The 21,658-nt window shown below is 62.2% G+C and carries 15 protein-coding genes and 3 rRNA genes; 16 read left to right on the forward strand and 2 right to left on the reverse strand.

The window, feature by feature from the left end; translation table 11 throughout:
* Positions 1 to 34 precede the first annotated feature (34 nt).
* The 12 genes from ASF79_RS05935 to ASF79_RS05985 are packed head-to-tail and all read left to right on the forward strand — an operon-like array spanning position 35 to position 12,737.
* Positions 35 to 682 (forward strand): amino acid ABC transporter permease, encoded by a 648-nt coding sequence (locus tag ASF79_RS05935; protein WP_055774260.1) that lies wholly within the window; start codon positions 35 to 37, stop codon positions 680 to 682.
* Positions 679 to 1,587: an amino acid ABC transporter permease gene (locus ASF79_RS05940; protein ID WP_082495702.1), complete on the forward strand. Its 909-nt coding sequence runs from the start codon at positions 679 to 681 to the stop codon at positions 1,585 to 1,587. Before ASF79_RS05935 ends, ASF79_RS05940 begins: the two co-directional genes overlap by 4 nt.
* A gap of 29 nt (positions 1,588 to 1,616) precedes the next feature.
* The gene (gene pheS / locus ASF79_RS05945; protein WP_055853206.1) at positions 1,617 to 2,657 is read left to right on the forward strand and encodes a phenylalanine--tRNA ligase subunit alpha; all 1,041 of its coding nucleotides are present in this window, start codon (positions 1,617 to 1,619) and stop codon (positions 2,655 to 2,657) included.
* 3 nt (positions 2,658 to 2,660) lie between these two features.
* Positions 2,661 to 5,192 (forward strand): phenylalanine--tRNA ligase subunit beta, encoded by a 2,532-nt coding sequence (gene pheT, locus ASF79_RS05950; protein ID WP_055852839.1) that lies wholly within the window; start codon positions 2,661 to 2,663, stop codon positions 5,190 to 5,192.
* Positions 5,193 to 5,214: 22 nt separating this feature from the next.
* Positions 5,215 to 6,261 carry an N-acetyl-gamma-glutamyl-phosphate reductase gene (argC, locus tag ASF79_RS05955; RefSeq protein WP_055852842.1) on the forward strand — a complete coding sequence of 349 codons (1,047 nt, stop codon included), beginning with the start codon at positions 5,215 to 5,217 and terminating at the stop codon, positions 6,259 to 6,261.
* On the forward strand, positions 6,258 to 7,418 hold the full coding sequence (gene argJ, locus ASF79_RS05960; RefSeq protein ID WP_055852847.1) for a bifunctional glutamate N-acetyltransferase/amino-acid acetyltransferase ArgJ: 1,161 nt from the start codon (positions 6,258 to 6,260) through the stop codon (positions 7,416 to 7,418). The genes argC and argJ overlap by 4 nt, the downstream gene beginning before the upstream one ends.
* Positions 7,418 to 8,320, forward strand: coding sequence for an acetylglutamate kinase (gene argB / locus ASF79_RS05965; RefSeq protein ID WP_055852850.1), 903 nt, complete (start codon positions 7,418 to 7,420; stop codon positions 8,318 to 8,320). Before argJ ends, argB begins: the two co-directional genes overlap by 1 nt.
* Positions 8,317 to 9,510, forward strand: a complete 1,194-nt coding sequence (locus tag ASF79_RS05970; RefSeq protein WP_082495703.1) for an acetylornithine transaminase — start codon at positions 8,317 to 8,319, stop codon at positions 9,508 to 9,510. Before argB ends, ASF79_RS05970 begins: the two co-directional genes overlap by 4 nt.
* Before the next feature lie 57 nt (positions 9,511 to 9,567).
* On the forward strand, positions 9,568 to 10,509 hold the full coding sequence (argF, locus tag ASF79_RS05975; RefSeq protein WP_055774245.1) for an ornithine carbamoyltransferase: 942 nt from the start codon (positions 9,568 to 9,570) through the stop codon (positions 10,507 to 10,509).
* Positions 10,510 to 10,514: 5 nt separating this feature from the next.
* Positions 10,515 to 11,966 carry an argininosuccinate lyase gene (gene argH, locus ASF79_RS05980; RefSeq protein WP_055852854.1) on the forward strand — a complete coding sequence of 484 codons (1,452 nt, stop codon included), beginning with the start codon at positions 10,515 to 10,517 and terminating at the stop codon, positions 11,964 to 11,966.
* Positions 11,963 to 12,109: a hypothetical protein gene (locus tag ASF79_RS17295; protein WP_156351574.1), complete on the forward strand. Its 147-nt coding sequence runs from the start codon at positions 11,963 to 11,965 to the stop codon at positions 12,107 to 12,109. Before argH ends, ASF79_RS17295 begins: the two co-directional genes overlap by 4 nt.
* A 4-nt stretch (positions 12,110 to 12,113) precedes the next feature.
* Entirely contained in the window at positions 12,114 to 12,737 is a 624-nt protein-coding gene (locus ASF79_RS05985) for a DNA-3-methyladenine glycosylase (RefSeq protein WP_055852858.1), read from the forward strand.
* Between the two features lie 33 nt (positions 12,738 to 12,770).
* On the opposite strand, the gene ASF79_RS17670 is transcribed toward ASF79_RS05985, so the two are convergent.
* A complete protein-coding gene (locus ASF79_RS17670; RefSeq protein WP_055852862.1) occupies positions 12,771 to 13,496 on the reverse strand; it encodes a hypothetical protein in 726 nt (241 codons plus the stop codon).
* Positions 13,496 to 14,122, reverse strand: coding sequence for a hypothetical protein (locus ASF79_RS05995; protein ID WP_055852865.1), 627 nt, complete (start codon positions 14,120 to 14,122; stop codon positions 13,496 to 13,498). The genes ASF79_RS17670 and ASF79_RS05995 overlap by 1 nt, the downstream gene beginning before the upstream one ends.
* Before the next feature lie 135 nt (positions 14,123 to 14,257).
* Here ASF79_RS05995 and tyrS point away from each other — a divergent pair, with 135 nt between their 5' ends.
* The 4 genes from tyrS (at position 14,258) to rrf (ending at position 21,634) form a co-directional block, all read left to right on the forward strand.
* Positions 14,258 to 15,565, forward strand: a complete 1,308-nt coding sequence (gene tyrS, locus ASF79_RS06000) for a tyrosine--tRNA ligase (protein ID WP_235500653.1) — start codon at positions 14,258 to 14,260, stop codon at positions 15,563 to 15,565.
* A gap of 664 nt (positions 15,566 to 16,229) precedes the next feature.
* Positions 16,230 to 17,753 (forward strand): 16S ribosomal RNA (locus ASF79_RS06005).
* A gap of 483 nt (positions 17,754 to 18,236) precedes the next feature.
* Positions 18,237 to 21,357 (forward strand): 23S ribosomal RNA (locus ASF79_RS06010).
* A 160-nt stretch (positions 21,358 to 21,517) separates the two neighbouring features.
* Positions 21,518 to 21,634 (forward strand): 5S ribosomal RNA (gene rrf / locus ASF79_RS06015).
* Together the 16S, 23S and 5S rRNA genes form the textbook arrangement of a ribosomal RNA operon.
* The last annotated feature ends 24 nt before the right edge of the window (positions 21,635 to 21,658 follow it).

The following is a 21,658-nucleotide window of genomic DNA, read 5'->3' on the forward strand; positions in this document are numbered from 1 at the left end:
TGACCGACCGTCCCTCCGCACGAGATGAGCCCATGTGAACGCCGTCATCGAGAACCTGCCGCGGTTCATCGAAGCCTTCGGGATGACCCTGTGGCTGCTCGTGCTCTCCGGAGCCTGCGCACTGATCATCGGCACCGTGATCGCCGCGATGAGGATCTCGCCGGTGCCGTCGCTGAGTGCCTTCGCGAACGTCTACACCGAGCTGCTGCGCAATACGCCCCTGACTCTGGTGCTGTTCTTCTGCGCGTTCGTGCTGCCCCAGCTGGGCTCACGCCTCCCTTATGAATGGGCGGCGTTCATCGGACTCACCCTCTACACCTCTCCCTTCGTGGCCGAGGCACTGCGATCGGGTATCAACGGCGTCGCCGTCGGCCAGGCCGAAGCGGCACGTAGCCTGGGCCTCGGCTTCATGCAGTCGACCACATTGATCATCTTCCCGCAGGCGTTCCGCATGGTGATCCCGCCCCTGATCAACGTGATGATCGCACTCACGAAGAACACGTCGGTCGCCGGCGGATTCTTCGTCTTCGAGCTCTTCTCCGCGGCCAAAGAACTCACGAATGCGAACGGCAACGCCGTGATCGCCATTCTGCTCGCCGTCGCGGCGTTCTACCTCGCCGTCACCATCCCGCTCGGAATCCTCTCCGCGCACCTCGAGAAGAAGCTGGCGGTACAGCGATGAGCGCCTCTGTTCTGTTCGACACCCCTGGACCCCGCACCCGTCGACGGTCGCGGATCGCCTCGGTGATCGTGGTCCTCCTGATCGCGGCGGGCCTCGCCTGGATCATCTACACCCTCGCTCAGCCTCGTGACTCGTCCGGCATCACGCTCCCGGGCTACTTCGACGAGTCGCGCTGGGACATCTTCGTGCTGGCCGAACTGTGGGTCCGCATCGGGCAGGGGCTCCTCGCGACCCTCCAGGCCGCAGCCGTCGCTGCCGTGATGGCCCTCGTCATCGGGGTGCTCTTCGCCATGCTGCGCACGTCGTCGCTGGCCATCGTCCGAATCCCGACCACGATCGTGCTCGAGTTCTTCCGCGGCATGCCCGTGCTGCTGATGATGCTCTTCATCCTGCTCGTCGCGTCGACCGGCGCGTTCTGGGCCGTGGTGCTGGCGCTCGGCGTCTACAACGGCGCGATCATCGGCGAGTCCCTGCGGGCCGGCCTCGCCGCCTTGCCCCGCGGGCAGCGAGAGGCGGGCCTCAGCCTCGGCCTCACACGCTTCCAGTCGAAAGTCTTCATCGAGTTCCCCCAGGCGTTCCGACAGATGCTGCCGGTCATCATCGCGCAGCTCGTCGTTCTGCTCAAGGACACGAGTCTCGGCTACATCGTCGGATACAACGAGCTCATCCGCACCACGATGAACAACCTGGGCAGCAGCGTCGGCAATCGCTATCTCTTCTCGCTCTTCCTCGTGACCCTCGTGATCTACCTCGCGGTCAACCTCTCGCTGAGCGCCGTCGCCCGTCGTCTCGCTCGCAGACGGAGCCCGGGCACGATGTCGCCCAAAGACCAGATCACACCGACCGCGTCGATCTCCGCGGTGGGCATGGCGAGCACGAACCCCGAGGACCGCACGACGGAGTAGCGCGCGTTCGGTCGCTAAACTTGGGAACCGTGTCTGACCCCATTGTGATTTCCGACGAATCCGTCGCCGCGGCCGTTGACGCCGCCCTGGCTGCCATCGCAGCCTCCGACGACTCGACCGCCCTCAAGGCCGCCCGCAGCGCTCACGTGGGGGAGGCGTCTGTGCTGTCGCGCCTCAACGCCACGCTCCGAGACGTACCCAAGGAGCAGAAGGCCGCGGCCGGCAAGCTCATGGGGCAGGCCCGTGCCCGTGTCGCTCAGGCCCTCGCCGAACGCGAGGCGCAGATCGTCGCACGCGAGGAGGAAGCCCGTCTCGAGAGCGAGTTCGTCGACGTGACCGCTCTGCCGAGCTACACGCGCGTGGGCGCCCGGCATCCACTGTCGCTTCTGCAGGAGCGCATCGCCGACATCTTCGTGGGTATGGGGTGGGAGGTCGCCGAGGGCCCCGAGCTCGAGAGCGAGTGGTTCAACTTCGACGCGCTCAATTTCGCTCCGGATCACCCCGCGCGGGCCATGCAGGACACGTTCTTCGTCGAACCCGTCGAGTCGCACCTCCTGCTGCGCACACACACGTCGCCCGTGCAGATCCGTTCGCTCCTGTCGCGCGAACTTCCCGTCTACGTGATCGCACCGGGCCGGGTCTACCGCACCGATGAACTCGATGCCACGCACACCCCGGTGTTCATGCAGGTCGAGGGCATCGCGATCGACAAGGGACTGACGATGGCGCACCTGCGCGGCACGCTCGAGCACTTCGCCCGCGCGATGTTCGGTGAGGGTGCCGAGATCCGACTGCGGCCCAACTACTTCCCGTTCACCGAGCCGAGCGCAGAGATGGACGTCTGGCAGCCGAATGCCAAGGGCGGCGCGCGCTGGGTCGAATGGGGCGGGTGCGGAATGGTCAACCCCAACGTGCTGCTCTCGGCGGGCATCGATCCCGAGGAGTATCAGGGCTTCGCCTTCGGTATGGGCATCGAGCGCACCCTTCAGTTCCGCAACGACCTCAATGACATGCGCGACATGGTCGAGGGCGATATCCGCTTCAGTCAGCAGTTCGGAATGGTGGTCTAGTCCATGCGTATCCCACTCGGATGGTTGGCGGAATACGTCGACGTCGCACCAGGTTCCACGGTCGCCGATGTTCACGCGGCGCTCGTCAAGGTCGGGCTCGAAGAAGAGGGCTCTCACGATTTCGACCTCTCCGGCCCCATCGTGGTCGGCGAGGTGCTCGACTTCGTCGAGGAGCCGCAGTCGAACGGCAAGACGATCCGCTGGTGCAGCGTGCGCGTCGCTCCCGATGGCGAGACGGCTCTGGATGGCGGTGGGGACGTGCGCGGCATCGTCTGCGGCGCCCACAACTTCGCGCCGGGCGACAAGGTCGTCGTGACGCTGCCCGGAGCCGTGCTTCCGGGAGGCTTCGCGATCGCGGCACGCAAGACATACGGGCACGTCTCCGACGGCATGATCGCGTCGTCTCGTGAGTTGGGTCTCGGCGACGAGCACGACGGCATCCTCAGACTGGCCACCCTCGGGCTCGATCCGGTCGTCGGCACAGACGCGCTCTCGCTGCTGGGCCTCGACGATCAGGCCGTCGAGGTCAACGTCACGCCCGACCGCGGATACGCGTTCTCGATTCGCGGAATCGCGCGCGAGTACGCGCATGCCACCGGTGCCGCCTTCCGCGATCCGGCCCTGGCATCCTCGGCCGCCGAGGCATCGGGTTTCGAGGTCGTCATCGACGACGACGCCCCCATTCGTGGGCGGGTCGGCGCGACCGTCTTCGTGACCCGACTGGTGAACGGCGTCGACCCGACGAAGCCGACCCCGCCGTGGATGGCGACCAGGCTGAGTCTTGCCGGCATCCGCTCGATCTCGCTGGTCGTCGACATCACCAACTACGTGATGCTCGAGCTCGGCCAGCCGATTCACGCGTACGACTTCGACAAGGTGACCGGCGGCATCCGTGTTCGTCGCGCCCGCGCGGGCGAGAAGCTCGTGACCCTCGACGACCAGACGCGACTCCTCGACACAGAAGATCTCGTGATCGCTGACGAGTCCGGTGTCATCGGCCTCGCCGGTGTCATGGGCGGCGCTTCGACCGAGATCGGCGATTCCTCGCGCGCCGTCCTGGTCGAGGCCGCGAACTTCGACCCCGTATCGATCGCCCGCACAGCTCGTCGGCACAAGCTGCCGAGCGAGGCGTCGCGCCGATTCGAGCGGGGTGTCGATCCTGCGGTCGCCGGTGTGGCCGCGGCGCGCGTCGTGCAGCTGCTCGTCGATCTGGCCGGCGGAACGGCGGATCAACTGGGGTCGTCATACACGCAACACGCGCAGCCGACACCCGTAGAACTGCCCGACGGGTACATCTCGGGGCTCATCGGCGCCGACTTCACGGCCGATGAGATCAGATCGGCGCTGGCCGAGATCGGTGGCGACATCGTCGAGATCGACGGCGGTCTCCGCGTGACCCCGCCGACGTGGCGTTCAGACATCACGCACAAGTCAGCGCTCGCCGAGGAAGTGGCCCGCATCGTGGGCTACGAGCGCATCCCGAGTGTGCTCCCCGTGGCGCCTCCGGGCAGGGGCCTCACCCGCGAGCAGACTCTGCGTAGGCAGGCCTCGCAGACGCTCGCGTCGAGCGGCCTCGTCGAAGTGATGGCCTATCCCTTCGTGTCGGATGCCTCGGTCAAGCTGTTCGGATCGCTGAAGGGCGATGCGGTCACCGCGGTTCGAGTCGCCAACCCGCTCGATGCCGAATCGCCGTACCTGCGCACTTCGCTTCTTCCTGGACTGCTCGACATCGTGCGCCGCAACCTGTCGCGCGGGCTCAACGACCTCGCCCTCTTCGAGGCTGGTCTGGTGTTCCTGCCTGAGCCGGGCGTCGACTACGGCCAGGCGGAGCTGCCCCTCGGCGGCGCCCGCCCCGGCGACGATGTACTCGCCGGTCTCGATGCCGGTCTGCCCGCACAACCACGACACGTCGCCGTCGTCTTCGCCGGCCAGGCCTGGGAGAAGCAGCCCGGACTCGACGCGCGCGCTGTGGGCCTCGCCGATGCTCTCGATTCCGTACGCCAGCTCGGTCTCGCGCTCGGAGTCCAGATCCGCCCCGTGCAAGGCGCCCATCCAGCCCTGCATCCCGGTCGTACGGCCTCGCTCGTGGCGACCACGGCTGCAGGCGACACGGTCGTCGGTGTGGCGGGGGAGGTGTTGCCCCGCATCGCCGAGGATGCCCACCTGCCGCGCATCGTCGCCGTGGCCGAGCTCGACCTCGATGCACTGATCGAGCTGTCGCCTCGTGAGATCGCGGTTCAGCCGATCTTCGGATACCCCGCAGCGACGCAGGATCTGTCGCTGGTCGTGCCTCGGGATACACCCGCGGCCGAGGTCTCGGATGCGGTCGTCCGCGGTGCCGGCGCCCTCCTGGAAGACATCAGGCTCGTCGACGACTACCGGGGCTCCGGTGTCGACGAGGGTCAGAAGTCGCTGACGTTCGCGCTCCGATTCCGCGCCACCGACCGCACGCTCACCGCCAGCGAGGCGTCCGATGCCAAACTCGCGGGCCTCGCGGTCGCCGCCGCGCAGTTCGGGGCGTCACTGCGCGAGTGAGCGGAGCGACTAGATTTAAGGCATGACTTATTCGGTTGCTGTTGCCGGTGCGAGCGGGTACGCCGGGGGCGAGGTGCTCCGTCTTCTTGCCGACCATCCCGACTTCGAGGTGACCACGGTCACGGCTCACGCCAATGCAGGCCAGCGACTGATCGACGTGCATCCGCATCTGCGTTCGCTCGCGCACCTTGAGCTGGTGGACACGACCGCCGAGAATCTGGATGGCCACGACGTGGTCTTTCTCGGACTGCCGCACGGCAAGTCCGGCGAGCTGACAGAGCGTCTCGACCCGTCGACTCTCGTCGTCGACTGCGGGGCCGATCACCGACTCGTCGACGAGGCCGACTGGGCCGACTTCTACGGTGGCGAGTTCTACGGCTCCTGGCCCTACGGCCTCCCCGAGCTGATCAGGCACGACGGGTCGAGGCAGCGCGATGCGCTCGTCGGCGTGAAGCGCATCGCCGTTCCCGGCTGCAATGTCACAGCGATCTCGTTGGGGCTGGCACCCGGGCTTGCCGCGCACGTGATCGAGGGAGACGACATCGTGGCCGTTCTCGCGGTGGGTCCCTCGGGCGCGGGCAAAGCTCTGCGCACAGATCTGCTGGCATCCGAGATCATGGGCTCGGCCAGCGCTTACGGCGTCGGCGGGCGCCACCGTCACGTGCCGGAGATCGTCCAGAACCTCCGCGGAGCATCCGGCGCTCGCATCTCGGTGTCGTTCACTCCCGTGCTCGTTCCCATGTCGCGAGGCATTCTCGCCACCTCGACAGCTCGACTGGCTCCCGGAGTGACGGCGTCCGACGTGCGGAGTGCATGGGAGCTCGCGTACGCGGACGAGCCCTTCGTCCATCTTCTTCCCGAGGGGCGTTTTCCGCGCACCGGCGACGTTACCGGCGCGAATGTCGCTCTCGTCGGGCTCGCTGTCGATGAGGCCGCGGGCAGGGTGGTCACCGTGACCGCCCTCGACAATCTCGTCAAGGGAACAGCCGGTGCCGCCATCCAATCGGCCAACATCGCCCTCGGTCTGGGCGAAACGACCGGCCTGCCGGTGAATGGAGTCGCACCGTGAGTGTCACCGCAGCACAAGGATTCGTCGCGTCAGGGATCGCTGCGGGCCTCAAGGAATCGGGTGCGCTCGATCTCGCCCTGGTTCAGAACCTCGGCCCGCGCCGATCGGCCGCCGCCGTGTTCACGAGCAACCGCTGCACCGCCAACCCCATCATCTGGTCGCGTCAGGCGATCCTCGACGGATCGATCGAGGCGATCGTGCTCAATTCGGGCGGCGCGAACTGCTACACCGGCGCGTTCGGATTCCAGACCACGCATCAGACGGCGGAACAGGTCGGTGCTCGTCTGGGAGTCTCGTCGGGGGACGTGCTCGTCTGCTCGACGGGCCTCATCGGCACGGGGGACCAGAGCTTCCGCGACCGTCTGCTCGCCGGCGTGGATATCGCCGCTCCGGCTCTGACCGCAGACGGTGGAATCGATGCTGCCCGCGCGATCATGACGACCGACTCGCATCCGAAGCAGGCCGTCGTGAACTCGCCTTCGGGTTGGGTCATCGGCGCCATGGCGAAGGGCGCCGGCATGCTGGCACCGGGGCTCGCGACGATGCTCGTCGTCATCACGACCGATGCCGACGTGTCGAGCCCCCAGCTCGACGCCGCTCTCCGCGCTGCGACGAGAGTCACCTTCGACCGACTCGACTCCGACGGGTGCATGTCGACGAACGATCAGGTGACGATCATGGCGTCGGGCGCTTCCGGAACCGTGCCCGATCCTGCTGAATTCGAGGCGGCCGTCACGGCGATCTGCGCCGATCTCGCCCAGCAGTTGCAGGGCGACGCCGAGGGTGCGAGCCACGACATCACGATCGAGACGATCCGCGCGGCCACCGAGGACGAGGCGGTCGACGTAGGACGCGCTGTGTCGCGGAGCAATCTGTTCAAAGCCGCGGTCTTCGGCAACGACCCCAACTGGGGGCGGGTGCTCGCGGCCGTCGGCACGACCCAGGCGCAATTCGATCCATTCGACATCGATGTGACGATCAACGGCGTGCGGGTGTGCTCGTCCGGCCAGCCGGATCAGCCGAGCGACTCGGTCGATCTCACTCCGCGTGCCGTGCACGTGCTCATCGATCTGAAGGTCGGTGCATCGAGTGCGACGATCCTCACGAACGACCTCACCCACGATTACGTCCACGAGAACAGCGCATACGCCACCTGATGACAGACATGCCCAACCCGATCGCCTCCGCCGGCGACAAAGTCTCGACTCTGATCGAGTCCTTGTCCTGGCTCAAGAGATTCCACGGCCAGATCATGGTCATCAAGTTCGGCGGCAACGCCATGGTCGACGAAGCCCTGCAGAAGTCGTTCGCCGAAGACATGGTGTTCCTGCGTTACGCGGGTATCCGCCCCGTCGTGGTGCACGGAGGCGGACCGCAGATCTCGGCGATGCTCGATCGCCTCGGCATCCAGAGCGAATTCCGTGGCGGCTACCGCGTGACGAGCCCCGAGGCGATGAACGTCGTGCGCATGGTTCTCGCGGGCCAGATCAGTCGAGAGATCGTCGGGCACATCAACGAACACGGCCCCCTCGCCGTTGCTTTTTCCGGAGACGACGCCGGCCTCTTCTCCGGTCGCAAACGCACCATCGAGGTCGACGGCGAGCAGGTCGACATCGGCCAGGTGGGTGACATCGTCGCGGTCGATCCTGACGGTATCCGACAGCGGCTCGAGGCCGGGTACATTCCGGTCGTCTCATCGATCGCTCCAGACATCGACAATCCCGGCCAGTCATTGAACGTCAACGCCGATGCCGCCGCCGCCGCGCTGGCCGTGGCTCTCGGGGCGGTCAAGCTGGTCATCCTCACCGACGTGGCAGGACTCTACAGCGATTGGCCCAACCGGGATTCTCTCGTGAGCAGCATCGACGCAGAATCGCTGCGCGAACTCCTGCCCAGGCTGGAGTCCGGAATGATTCCTAAGATGGCCGCCTGTCTCGAAGCCGTCGATGGGGGAGTGGCGAAGGCCGCGATCATCGACGGACGTACGCCCCACTCGATCCTGCTCGAGGTCTTCACCCAGAGCGGCATCGGCACCGAGGTCAGCCGGGAGGCACTGTGAACACCGAGACAGCATGGTCGGATCGCTTCGGCGACTCGCTGATGAAATCGATGGGTTCGCCTTTCGCCCTGCTTACTCGAGGAGAGGGCTGCTACGTCTGGGACGAATCCGGCAAGCAGTATCTGGATTTCCTCGCCGGCATCGCCGTGAACTCGCTCGGCCACGCGCATCCGGCATTCGTCGACGCGGTCTCGCGTCAAGCGGCGGCCCTCGCGCACGTGTCGAACTACTTCACCACCGCTCCGCAGCTCGAGCTCGCCGAGCGGCTGAAGAGAATCACGGGCGCCGGCGACGAGGGCCGAGTGTACTTCGGAAACTCCGGCGCCGAGGCGAACGAGGCCGCCTTCAAGCTTGCTCGGCTCAACAAGACGGGTAGCCGTCACCGCATTCTCGCTGTGCACGACTCGTTCCACGGGCGCACGATGGGCGCACTCGCCCTGACCGGAAAGCCTGCCCTGCGCGACGCGTTCGAACCCATGCCCTCCGGTGTGGAGCACATCGACTCGACGATCGAGGCCCTCGAGCGGTCCATCGACGGCTCGGTCTCCGCACTCATCCTCGAGCCGATCAAGGGCGAGGCCGGCGTCATCGAGCTGCCGGAAGGGTTGCTCGTTCGCGCTAGAGAGTTGACCGCCGAGCACGACGTGCTGCTGATCCTCGATGAGATCCAGACGGGCGCCGGTCGCACGGGGTCCTGGTTCGCTTACGAGCAGTTCGGAATCCGTCCCGACGCCGTGACGATGGCCAAGGGCATGGGTGGGGGCTTCCCGATCGGAGCCCTCGTGACCTTCGGATGGGCATCCGAGCTCTTTCAACGCGGAATGCACGGCTCGACGTTCGGCGGAAACCCGCTCGCGACGGCGACGGCCAACGCGGTGCTCGCCGAGATCGAGTCGGCCGGGCTCATCCAGAACGCCGCCGTTCGCGGAGAAGAGATCGCGCGCACGATCCGGGACATCGGTTCTCCGCACGTGGCCGAGGTCCGCGGTCGCGGTCTCCTGATCGGAGTAGGTCTGACCAGCCCGGTCGCGCCGGCTGTGTCGGCCGCAGCGCTCGACGCGGGCCTCATCGTGAACGCGGCGAACGACTCGAGTATCCGCATCGCTCCGCCGCTCATCGTGGGTGACGACGAGGTACGTCTCTTCGCCGAGCGATTCCGAGCGGCGCTCGACGCCGTGCCCTTCGACTGAAGAGCCCCGCCGCGACCGCTAGTCTTTCCCTTTCCGACACTTATCGAAAGCTCTCCCGTGACCAGACATTTCCTGCGCGACGACGACCTCTCACCTGCCGAGCAGGCCGAGATTCTCGACCTGGCATTGGAGCTCAAGCGAGACCGATTCCAGGTGCAGCCGTTGGCCGGTCCGCAGACGGTCGCCGTGATCTTCGACAAGTCGTCGACGCGCACGCGGGTCTCGTTCGCCGTCGGAATCGCAGATCTGGGCGGTAGCCCCCTCATCATCAGCATGGCCTCGAGCCAACTGGGGGGCAAGGAGACCGCGTCCGACACCGCCCGAGTGCTGGAACGCCAGGTCGCAGCCATCGTGTGGCGCACCTACGCTCAGACCGGACTCGAGGAGATGGCGAAGGGAACGACGGTTCCCGTCGTGAACGCGTTGTCCGATGAATTCCATCCCTGCCAGTTGCTGGCGGATCTGCTGACCATCCGTGAGCACCGCGGCGTGCTCGCCGGTCAGACCGTCGCGTTCCTCGGAGACGGAGCCAGCAATATGGCGCAGTCGTACCTCCTCGCGTGCGCGACGGCGGGAATGCACGTGCGCATCGGTGCGCCGGCGGAATTCGCTCCGAGCCCGGCGGTCTTCTCTGATGCGGAGGCGCGCGCCGCAGAGACGGGTGGGTCGGTGGCGGTGCATGTCGATCCGGCTCAGGCGGTCCGCGGGGCGGACATCGTGGTGACCGACACGTGGGTCTCGATGGGCAAAGAAGATGAGAAGGCCGAGCGAGTGGCCATCTTCGGCGGATACCAGGTCGACCAGGCCCTTCTCGATCAGGCGAACGAGAACGCCTTGTTCCTGCACTGCCTTCCGGCGGATCGCGGGTATGAGGTCAGTGCCGATGTCATCGACGGCCCGCAGAGCGTCATCTGGGACGAGGCCGAGAACCGGCTTCACGCGCAGAAGGCACTCCTCGTCTGGCTTCTCCGCCAGCAATCGCCCGCGAAGGGAATCTGAGACAGATGAGCGACGACACCGTATCGAACCGTGCCGGCGAGGCGGGAGCCCTCTGGGGTGGCCGCTTTGCGGGTGGCCCCGCACCGGAGCTCGTCGAGCTGAGCAGGTCGACCCATTTCGACTGGCAGCTCGCGGCGTACGACATCGCGGGTTCCCGCGCCCACGCACGAGCCTTGGCCGAGGGCGGATACCTGACGGCCGATGAGCTGGCGGGCATGATCGACGCCCTCGACGTGCTCGATGCCGATGTGACAGACGGCACGTTCCGCCCACTCGCATCGGACGAAGACGTGCATTCCGCGCTGGAACGCGGACTTATCGACCGGGCCGGCGTCGAGCTCGGAGGCAAGCTCCGCGCGGGCCGCAGCCGCAACGACCAGATCGCCACGCTCGTGCGCATGTTGCTTCGAGACCATGCTTCGCGCATCCGGCACCTCGTGACCGATCTGATCGATGCCATCGCCGCCCAGGCCGACAGGCACTTCGGTGCGATTCTGCCTGGCCGAACTCACCTGCAGCACGCGCAGCCGGTGCTGCTGTCGCACCACCTGCTGGCCCATTGCTGGCCATTGGTGCGCGACCTGGAGCGCTTCGTCGACTGGGATCGCCGAGCCAACTGGTCGCCGTACGGCTCTGGAGCCTTGGCCGGCAACACGCTCGGTCTCGACGCTCAGGCCGTGGCCGTCGAACTGGGCTTCGACAGGAGTTCCTGGAACTCGATCGACGGAACGGCGAGTCGTGACGTGGTGGCCGAGTTCGCCTTCATCGCTGCGCAGCTCGGAATCGATCTCTCGCGTTTCGCCGAGGAGATCATTCTCTGGAACACGAAGGAATTCGGGTTCGTCACGCTGTCGGATTCATACTCGACGGGCTCGTCGATCATGCCGCAGAAGAAGAATCCCGACATAGCGGAACTTGCTCGCGGAAAATCGGGCCGATTGATCGGCAACCTCACCGGGCTTCTCACCACGCTCAAGGGTCTTCCCCTCGCATACAACCGAGACCTCCAGGAAGACAAGGAACCGGTCTTCGACTCCATCACCACTCTCGAGGTTCTCCTGCCGGCGTTCACGGGCATGGTCGCGACGATGACCTTCCACACCGACCGGATGGCGGAATTGGCGCCGCAAGGTTTCTCGCTGGCCACCGACGTCGCGGAGTGGCTGGTCAAGCAGCACGTGTCCTTCCGCGATGCCCACGAGATCACCGGTGCGCTGGTGCGATTCGCCGAAGAGAACGATCTCGAACTCGACGAGCTCAGCGACGAGCAGTACGCCTCGCTGTCGCCGCACCTGGTGCCGGCTGTGCGTTCGGTTCTCACGATCGAAGGCTCGGTCTCGAGTCGCGATGGTCGCGGTGGCACCGCACCCGATCGCGTACGAGAGCAGTTGGCTGCACTCACGGAGAGCGTCCGCTCTCTGCAAGCCGCCGCGGCACCGGAGATCGGAACCCTGTGACTCTGCGCAACGAGGACAACAAGAAGAAGCGCTCCCGGCCGCCCATGTCGAAGCGCACGACGTGGATCGTCGTCGGCATCGCCGTGGCCGTTCTCGTCTTCGTCGTGGTCGTGTCGGTCGTATCCGGCAAAGGCCTGTTCTAGATCGATGCTCACCCCGGCCTCGAACAGTTCGGGTTTCTTCGACAGGACGAGTGTCGACGTCGCTCCCGAGTTGTTGGGAGCTCGGCTCACTCGGCACTCCGAGTCGGGCGATATCACGCTGCGCATCACCGAGGTCGAGGCGTATCTCGGTGTGGGTGAAGATCCTGGATCGCACAGCTACCGGGGGATGACGGCACGGAATGCTGTGATGTTCGGGCCGCCCCTGCATCTGTACACGTACTTCACCTATGGCATGCACGTCTGCGCCAACATCGTGTGTTCCCCCGAAGGCCAGGCATCAGCCGTTCTTCTCCGCGCCGGCGAGATCGTGGAGGGGCTCGATCTCGCGCGTGCCCATCGGGGCGAGAACGTCGCTCTGCGTGACCTCGCTCGTGGGCCGGCGAGACTGACGAAGGCGATGGGTATTCCCCTGTCGGACGGGGGAGCGGATGTGCTCGGCGATGGTTACTCCCTCGAACTCACCGACGCGGTGTTCGAGATAGCGAGCAGTATGCGCACGGGGGTCAGCGGACCAGGCGGGCTGGCAGCGTACCCGTGGCGGTACTTCATCGACGGCGATCCGACGGTGTCGCCGTATCGTGCGAGTGTGCCGCGCAAGCGCAGCTAGAGGATCGCGCTTCTCGCGGTCACGAGTGTCTGCTCACCGCAGAACGAGTGCACAGGCGCAGGCCCAGACGAAACTCGCGAGTGTTCCGATGATGAACCGCTCCTTGGCTTCGGATGCCGCCAGCTCGCTGAACCGGCCGACGCCCTTGATGGCGATGACGACAGCGATGGCCTCGGGGAAGCCGGCGATGATGGCTCCCGCGATAGCGAGACGTTCGAGAACCCCGATGGTCGTTCCTCCCCGGAGCACCTCGACCGTCGAGGCGCCCACCGCCGGTTCGGTCGGAGCACGCTCGGTCGGCTCTGGATCGGCGCGTCGGTTGCCGAGAAGGCGTCGAAGGAGACCGGCGGTCGCGGGGGACTGGGGTAGGGGTTCCGGAGTGCTCGGCTGGCCGTTCGTCGTGATGAGAATGCCGCCATGAACTCCGGCGCGACTGGCGCCCCGTGTCGCAAGGCGCAGTGCGAGCACGGCGAACGGACCTCCGCCGACTGTGGCCAGAATGAGGGTGAGGATCGTCACGGTCACGCGGCCGAGAGGTGTCTGATCGATCTCGTCGCTCGGTGTGAGACCGGAGAAAGCCAGTGCGCCGAGGAGCGTGCAGGACGCGACGATGGTCGTGGAGTACAGGACGGCGCGGCCGGACCGTGTTCTTCTCGATGCTTTCGTGTCAGGACTCTGGCCACGGATGTCGAGGATCAACGCGATGGAACTCGCCGCGACGCCGACGCTCAGCAACACGATCAGAGGGGTGATGACCATCAGGCCCGTCCTTTCGGCGATTCATCTGTCGAGTCGAGTCGAGACAGCAGTCGGCCGAGGGGCGCATGTGCCTCGAGGTCGATTCTGACCTGGCCCACCGACATCCGATCACTCACGGCCTGCGGTGTGATTCCCAGGTGACCGGCGGCCTCACGTTGGGTCCGTCCCTGTGCCAGGAGGTCGTAGACCTGCCAGCCTTGCTTCGTTCGGCGTTCGCGGATCGAGAGGAGCAGCAGCATCAGAGCCTCGAGATCGGCCGCATCGCCGATGTTCACGGGGCGCTCCGATCGACAAGCGAATCGATGGGGGGATTTCTTGGCAGACTCGACGGCGGCTCGTGCGGCGATGAAGGCAGGACCCCGAGCCTCACGGGTGCTCGTTCCCAACGGCTGTTCGACGCTACCTACTCCCAAGCCGACGCTCCAGCTTCCGGTCCGGGTCAGGTCGAGGACGATACCGACCGCCGCATCGGCGTCGACGACGAGAGCTTGTATCTCGTCGCCGGCGTTCCTGTCGACGGGAAGAGCGAGTCCCTCGCCGAAGGTGTTCCCGAGCTGGACAGCCGTCTGCGATACGAGATCGGCCGAATGTCGGCTGTCGACCTGGTCTGCGGTGATGACGATCATAGGGTCCTCCTGGGTCAAGCCCTCAGCCTTGATGTGCTGCAGATCAAGCCTACTGACCTGATTACCCGGGTATCAAGACCTCAGCCCTGTTTTCTCCTCATCGGGCCGGATGGCTCCGCTGATACTGTGGGTCAGGTGTCGACCAACCCGAATGAAGTTCTCTCGAGCCAGCACAATGATTCCTCGTTCGACGATGTCTGGGATGAGATCGAGTGGCGTGGTCTCGTTCACGTCTCCACTGATCGCGACGCTCTGAAGAAGATCCTCGCCGGTCCTCCGATCACCTACTACTGCGGATTCGATCCGACCGCTCCGAGTCTGCACCTGGGAAATCTGGTGCAGATCCTCCTTCTGCGTCGGCTCCAGCTCGCAGGCCACCGACCCCTCGGTCTGGTCGGAGGATCGACCGGTCTCATCGGAGACCCTCGTCCGACTGCCGAGCGCACCCTGAACACCAAGGACACCGTCGCCGAATGGGTCGACTACCTTCGGGGTCAAATCGAGAAGTTCCTCAGCTTCGAAGGTGACAACGCGGCCCGCATGGTCAACAACCTCGAATGGACGCAACCTCTTTCGGCCATCGACTTCCTCCGCGATGTGGGCAAGTACTACAGAGTCGGCACGATGCTCAAGAAAGACGCGGTGAGCGCGCGACTCAACTCCGACGCGGGCATCAGCTACACGGAGTTCAGCTACCAGATTCTGCAGGGGATGGACTTCCTGGAGTTGTACCGGTCCTTCGACTGCGTCCTCCAGACCGGGGGAAGCGATCAATGGGGCAATCTCACGAGCGGAACCGACCTCATCCACCGGGCAGCGCAGGGCAGTGCCCACGCCATCGGCACCCCCCTCATCACGAACTCGGACGGCACCAAGTTCGGCAAGAGCGAGGGCAACGCCGTGTGGCTGGATCCCGAGCTCACGAGTCCATACGCCTTCTACCAGTTCTGGCTCAACACCCTCGATGCCGACGTCATCGCCCGGCTGAAGATCTTCACTTTCCTTCCCCGCACAGAGATCGAGCGGCTCGCCGGGCTCGTCGAATCGGAACCGTTCCGTCGTGACGCACAGAAGACACTCGCCTACGAGGTGACTTCGCTCGTGCACGGAGTCGAAGCGACCGATTCGGCGATAGCGGCGGCTCAGGCCTTGTTCGGCCAAGGAGATCTGGCCGATCTCGATGACGTCACGCTGGTGTCCGCACTCCGCGAGTTGCCGAACACCACGTGTGCGCCCGACGCCCTGATCACGCAACTCTTGGTCGACACCGGTCTGACCAAGAGCGCGAGCGAAGCGCGGCGTGCGATCGCCCAGGGCGGGGTCTATGTGAACAACGCGGTGGTGGTCGACGAGTCGGCCACGATCGACGGATCGGTTCTGCCTGCGGGTGTCGCCGTTCTGCGACGGGGCAAGAAGACGCTCGCTGGAGTCTTCGTCGAGTGACGATCCGCGGGATTCCGCGGCGACACGCCCGGGCTGCACGCCGGTTTTGACGGCCGCAGAAACTGCCCGTAATGTCTTCTCTTGTCACCCCACAGGTTCGGAAAGCCGAAGAGCTTCCGGCCTCAAGCGGGACCAAATCCTAAGCTGAATCAGATTCGCTCTAGAAGTGTTCTGTAGGACTGCTTTAGGATGTATAACGCCTCTTCCCAGGAACGTTCTGTTGGAAGTCGTGTTGAGCGCCCGGATTCATCCGAACTAGCGCAAAACACGATTTGACAGAAACGAAACTTGGGTCTAGGTTTGAGAAGTTGCCCCGAGTTGAGGCTACGCCGGTTGGTGTGGTGGATGTTCGGGTGCGTCCGATCTTTGAGAACTCAACAGCGTGCACTAAGTCAAATGCCAAAAACCCCGGGCAGTCATCGTTTGGTGATTGTTTGGGNCGCCGGTTGGTGTGGTGGATGTTCGGGTGCGTCCGATCTTTGAGAACTCAACAGCGTGCACTAAGTCAAATGCCAAAAACCCCGGGCAGTCATCGTTTGGTGATTGTTTGGGATTCCTTTGGAAATAGATTAAACATACAAAGCAAGTCAGTAATGATTTGTTCTGTCAGTTTCAAACTTGCAATCGCGTCTACCTATTCCGGTGTCGTGGTTGTGCGTAAACATTTACGGAGAGTTTGATCCTGGCTCAGGACGAACGCTGGCGGCGTGCTTAACACATGCAAGTCGAACGATGAAGCCCAGCTTGCTGGGTGGATTAGTGGCGAACGGGTGAGTAACACGTGAGTAACCTGCCCTTGACTCTGGGATAAGCACTGGAAACGGTGTCTAATACCGGATATTTCAGCTGGCCGCATGGTCTGGTTGTGGAAAGAATTTTGGTCAAGGATGGACTCGCGGCCTATCAGGTAGTTGGTGAGGTAATGGCTCACCAAGCCTACGACGGGTAGCCGGCCTGAGAGGGTGACCGGCCACACTGGGACTGAGACACGGCCCAGACTCCTACGGGAGGCAGCAGTGGGGAATATTGCACAATGGGCGAAAGCCTGATGCAGCAACGCCGCGTGAGGGACGACGGCCTTCGGGTTGTAAACCTCTTTTAGTAGGGAAGAAGCGAAAGTGACGGTACCTGCAGAAAAAGCACCGGCTAACTACGTGCCAGCAGCCGCGGTAATACGTAGGGTGCAAGCGTTGTCCGGAATTATTGGGCGTAAAGAGCTCGTAGGCGGTTTGTCGCGTCTGCTGTGAAAACTGGAGGCTCAACCTCCAGCCTGCAGTGGGTACGGGCAGACTAGAGTGCGGTAGGGGAGATTGGAATTCCTGGTGTAGCGGTGGAATGCGCAGATATCAGGAGGAACACCGATGGCGAAGGCAGATCTCTGGGCCGTAACTGACGCTGAGGAGCGAAAGCATGGGGAGCGAACAGGATTAGATACCCTGGTAGTCCATGCCGTAAACGTTGGGAACTAGATGTGGGGGCCATTCCACGGTCTCCGTGTCGCAGCTAACGCATTAAGTTCCCCGCCTGGGGAGTACGGCCGCAAGGCTAAAACTCAAAGGAATTGACGGGGGCCCGCACAAGCGGCGGAGCATGCGGATTAATTCGATGCAACGCGAAGAACCTTACCAAGGCTTGACATATACGAGAACGGGCCAGAAATGGTCAACTCTTTGGACACTCGTAAACAGGTGGTGCATGGTTGTCGTCAGCTCGTGTCGTGAGATGTTGGGTTAAGTCCCGCAACGAGCGCAACCCTCGTTCTATGTTGCCAGCACGTTATGGTGGGAACTCATAGGAGACTGCCGGGGTCAACTCGGAGGAAGGTGGGGATGACGTCAAATCATCATGCCCCTTATGTCTTGGGCTTCACGCATGCTACAATGGCCGGTACAAAGGGCTGCAATACCGTAAGGTGGAGCGAATCCCAAAAAGCCGGTCTCAGTTCGGATTGAGGTCTGCAACTCGACCTCATGAAGTCGGAGTCGCTAGTAATCGCAGATCAGCAACGCTGCGGTGAATACGTTCCCGGGCCTTGTACACACCGCCCGTCAAGTCATGAAAGTCGGTAACACCCAACGCCAGTGGCCTAACCCCTTGTGGGAGGGAGCTGTCTAAGGTGGGATCGGTGATTAGGACTAAGTCGTAACAAGGTAGCCGTACCGGAAGGTGCGGCTGGATCACCTCCTTTCTAAGGAGCACTCGAGGATGCGTCTGTATACAGCGCTATKTGACCTCGTAGCCATTTCGTAGACACACGTTCTGCGGTGGCGCTCATGGGTGGAACATTGACTTAGGAAACAGAAAAGCTGCACAGCTTGTTAGTACAGCCCTTTCGGGGGTTCGGAACAGGGGTTGTGGTGTGAAGTATGTTTTATGCACGCTGTTGGGTCCTGAAGGACCGGGCCTGCTGATCTTCGGGTTGGTTGGACTGCCTTCTGGATCCTGGTCTCATCCACATGAGATGCCTGCTTTTGCGGGTTGTGTGGGTGGGGGAGGATACCGCCCGTACTTTGAGAACTACACAGTGGACGCGAGCATCTACACGCTCGTATCAAATAGGTCAGGACCTTTGGTTCTGTCTGACGTGGTGCGTGTTGTGTTATGTGTATCAATGACATCACCTACGGACTTGTCTGTGGGTGGTAAGCATTGGTCTTTTTGCAATTTTGTTTGTCAAGTTTTTAAGAGCAAACGGTGAATGCCTTGGCATCTGGAGCCGAAGAAGGACGTATAAATCTGCGATAAGCCTCGGGGAGCTGATAATAGAGCTCTGATCCGAGGATTTCCGAATGGGGAAACCCCGCCAGGCCCTTTGGGTGACCTGGTGACTCCCGCCTGAATATATAGGGCGGGTAGAGGGAACGGGGGGAAGTGAAACATCTCAGTACCCTCAGGAAGAGAAAACAATAGTGATTCCGTTAGTAGTGGCGAGCGAACCCGGAAGAGGCTAAACCGATCATGTGTGATAGCCGGCAGGCGTTGCATGGTCGGGGTTGTGGGACTTTTCTGCTGCTTCTGCCGAACAGTGAGAGTTACAGCGCTTTATAGACGAATGGGATTGAAAGCCCAGCCATAGACGGTGCCAGCCCGGTAGTCGAAATGAAGTTATGGCTCGAAGAGTATCCCAAGTATCACGGGGCCCGAGAAATCCCGTGTGAATCTGTCAGGACCACCTGATAAGCCTAAATACTCCCAGATGACCGATAGTGAACAAGTACCGTGAGGGAAAGGTGAAAAGTACCCCGGGAGGGGAGTGAAATAGTACCTGAAACCGTTTGCTTACAAACCGTTGGAGCCTCCTTGTTGGGGTGACAGCGTGCCTTTTGAAGAATGAGCCTGCGAGTTAGTGATCAGTGGCGAGCTTAACCCGTGAGGGGAATGCGTAGCGAAAGCGAGTCTTAATAGGGCGTTTTAGTCGCTGGTTCTAGACCCGAAGCGAAGTGATCTATCCATGGCCAGGTTGAAGCGACGGTAAGACGTCGTGGAGGACCGAACCCACTTCAGTTGAAAATGGAGGGGATGAGCTGTGGATAGGGGTGAAAGGCCAATCAAACTTCGTGATAGCTGGTTCTCTCCGAAATGCATTTAGGTGCAGCGTTGCGTGTTTCTTGCCGGAGGTAGAGCTACTGGATAGCCGATGGGCCCCAAAAGGTTACTGACGTTAGCCAAACTCCGAATGCCGGTAAGTGAGAGCGCAGCAGTGAGACGGTGGGGGATAAGCTTCATCGTCGAGAGGGAAACAACCCAGACCACCAACTAAGGTCCCAAAGCGCGTGCTAAGTGGGAAAGGATGTGGAGTTGCACAGACAACCAGGAGGTTGGCTTAGAAGCAGCCACCCTTGAAAGAGTGCGTAATAGCTCACTGGTCAAGTGATTCCGCGCCGACAATGTAACGGGGCTCAAGCACGCCACCGAAGTTGTGGCATTTATATTTTTGCCCGGCCCACTTGTGGGTCCAGGCGTATGGATGGGTAGGAGAGCGTCGTGTGGCCAGCGAAGCGGCGGTGTAAACCAGCCGTGGAGGCCACACGAGTGAGAATGCAGGCATGAGTAGCGAAAGACGGGTGAGAAACCCGTCCTCCGAAAGAACAAGGGTTCCAGGGCCAGGTTAATCCGCCCTGGGTAAGTCGGGACCTAAGGCGAGGCCGACAGGCGTAGTCGATGGACAACGGGTTGATATTCCCGTACTGACGAAAAACCGCCCAAGACAATCCAGTAATGCTAAGTATCTGAATCCCCATCACTGATCCCTTCGGGGTGACGGTTGGGGCCTAGCGTACGACCCTATGCTGGTGCGTTTAGCGTATTAACAGGTGTGACGCAGGAAGGTAGCTGAGCCGGGCGATGGTTGACCCGGTCTAAGGATGTAGGGCAGAAGATAGGCAAATCCGTCTTCTATATAGCCTGAGACCCGATGGGTAGTCCTCACGGACGAAATCAGTGATCCTATGCTGCCAAGAAAAGCATCGACGCGAGGTTTTAGTCACCCGTACCCCAAACCGACTCAGGTGTTCAGGTAGAGAATACTAAGGAGATCGAGAGAATCGTGGTTAAGGAACTCGGCAAAATGCCCCCGTAACTTCGGGAGAAGGGGGGCCTGACCTGTGAACGGATTTACTCCGGGAGCGGGATAGGGCCGCAGAGACCAGTGGGAAGCGACTGTTTACTAAAAACACAGGTCCGTGCCAAGTCGCAAGACGATGTATACGGACTGACGCCTGCCCGGTGCTGGAAGGTTAAGAGGAACGGTTAGCCGCAAGGCGAAGCTGAGAATTTAAGCCCCAGTAAACGGCGGTGGTAACTATAACCATCCTAAGGTAGCGAAATTCCTTGTCGGGTAAGTTCCGACCTGCACGAATGGCGTAACGACTTCCCAGCTGTCTCAACCGCGAACTCGGCGAAATTGCACTACGAGTAAAGATGCTCGTTACGCGCAGAAGGACGGAAAGACCCCGTGACCTTTACTACAGTTTGGTATTGGTGTTCGGTGTGGCTTGTGTAGGATAGGTGGGAGACTGTGAAGCTTGGACGCTAGTTCAGGTGGAGTCATTGTTGAAATACCACTCTGGTCACTCTGGATATCTAACTACGAACCCTAATCGGGTTCTGGGACAGTGCCTGATGGGTAGTTTAACTGGGGCGGTTGCCTCCCAAAAAGTAACGGAGGCGCCCAAAGGTTCCCTCAACCTGGTTGGTAATCAGGTGTCGAGTGTAAGTGCACAAGGGAGCTTGACTGTGAGACTGACAAGTCGAGCAGGGACGAAAGTCGGGACTAGTGATCCGGCAGTGGCTTGTGGAAGCGCTGTCGCTCAACGGATAAAAGGTACCTCGGGGATAACAGGCTGATCTTGCCCAAGAGTCCATATCGACGGCATGGTTTGGCACCTCGATGTCGGCTCGTCGCATCCTGGGGCTGGAGTAGGTCCCAAGGGTTGGGCTGTTCGCCCATTAAAGCGGTACGCGAGCTGGGTTTAGAACGTCGTGAGACAGTTCGGTCCCTATCCTCTGCGCGCGCAGGAAATTTGAGAGAATCTGACCCTAGTACGAGAGGACCGGGTTGGACGAACCTCTGGTGTGTCAGTTGTTCCGCCAGGAGCACCGCTGATTAGCTACGTTCGGACTGGATAACCGCTGAAAGCATCTAAGCGGGAAGCCGTTCTCGAGATGAGATTTCCATACCATTTATGGTGAGAGACTCCCAGCTAGACTACTGGGTTGATAGGCAGGATGTGGAAGTAGGGACTAAAGACCTACGGAGCTGACCTGTACTAATAAGTCGATAACTTGATAACACCCAAAAACTTGCAAAAAAGCACATGCGCTTGCGTCCACTATGTGGTTCTCGATGTACGGTCGAGAACCAAACATGCATCAACACCCAYACCCTGCTCATMTGAGCGGGYTTGGGCGTTGTGTCTGTTTGAAACTTCTAGATAGTTACATCTCTAGTGTTTCGGCGGCCATAGCGAGAGGGAAACGCCCGGTCACATTCCGAACCCGGAAGCTAAGACTCTCTGCGCCGATGGTACTGCAAGGGGGACCTTGTGGGAGAGTAGGACACCGCCGGACTCCTATTACACGAATGGCCACCCC

Source organism: Agreia sp. Leaf335 (assembly GCF_001423605.1).
GTDB lineage: Bacteria > Actinomycetota > Actinomycetes > Actinomycetales > Microbacteriaceae > Agreia.

Bases quoted from the DNA above. Each gene is read 5' to 3' on its own strand.
- ASF79_RS05995 (WP_055852865.1), bottom strand. From the start codon at position 14,122: ATGATCGTCATCACCGCAGACCAGGTCGACAGCCGACATTCGGCCGAT.
- ASF79_RS05940 (WP_082495702.1), top strand. From the start codon at position 679: ATGAGCGCCTCTGTTCTGTTCGACACCCCTGGACCCCGCACCCGTCGA.
- pheT (WP_055852839.1), top strand. From the start codon at position 2,661: ATGCGTATCCCACTCGGATGGTTGGCGGAATACGTCGACGTCGCACCA.
- argC (WP_055852842.1), top strand. From the start codon at position 5,215: ATGACTTATTCGGTTGCTGTTGCCGGTGCGAGCGGGTACGCCGGGGGC.
- ASF79_RS05985 (WP_055852858.1), top strand. From the start codon at position 12,114: ATGCTCACCCCGGCCTCGAACAGTTCGGGTTTCTTCGACAGGACGAGT.
- ASF79_RS17670 (WP_055852862.1), bottom strand. From the start codon at position 13,496: ATGGTCATCACCCCTCTGATCGTGTTGCTGAGCGTCGGCGTCGCGGCG.
- argH (WP_055852854.1), top strand. From the start codon at position 10,515: ATGAGCGACGACACCGTATCGAACCGTGCCGGCGAGGCGGGAGCCCTC.
- argB (WP_055852850.1), top strand. From the start codon at position 7,418: ATGACAGACATGCCCAACCCGATCGCCTCCGCCGGCGACAAAGTCTCG.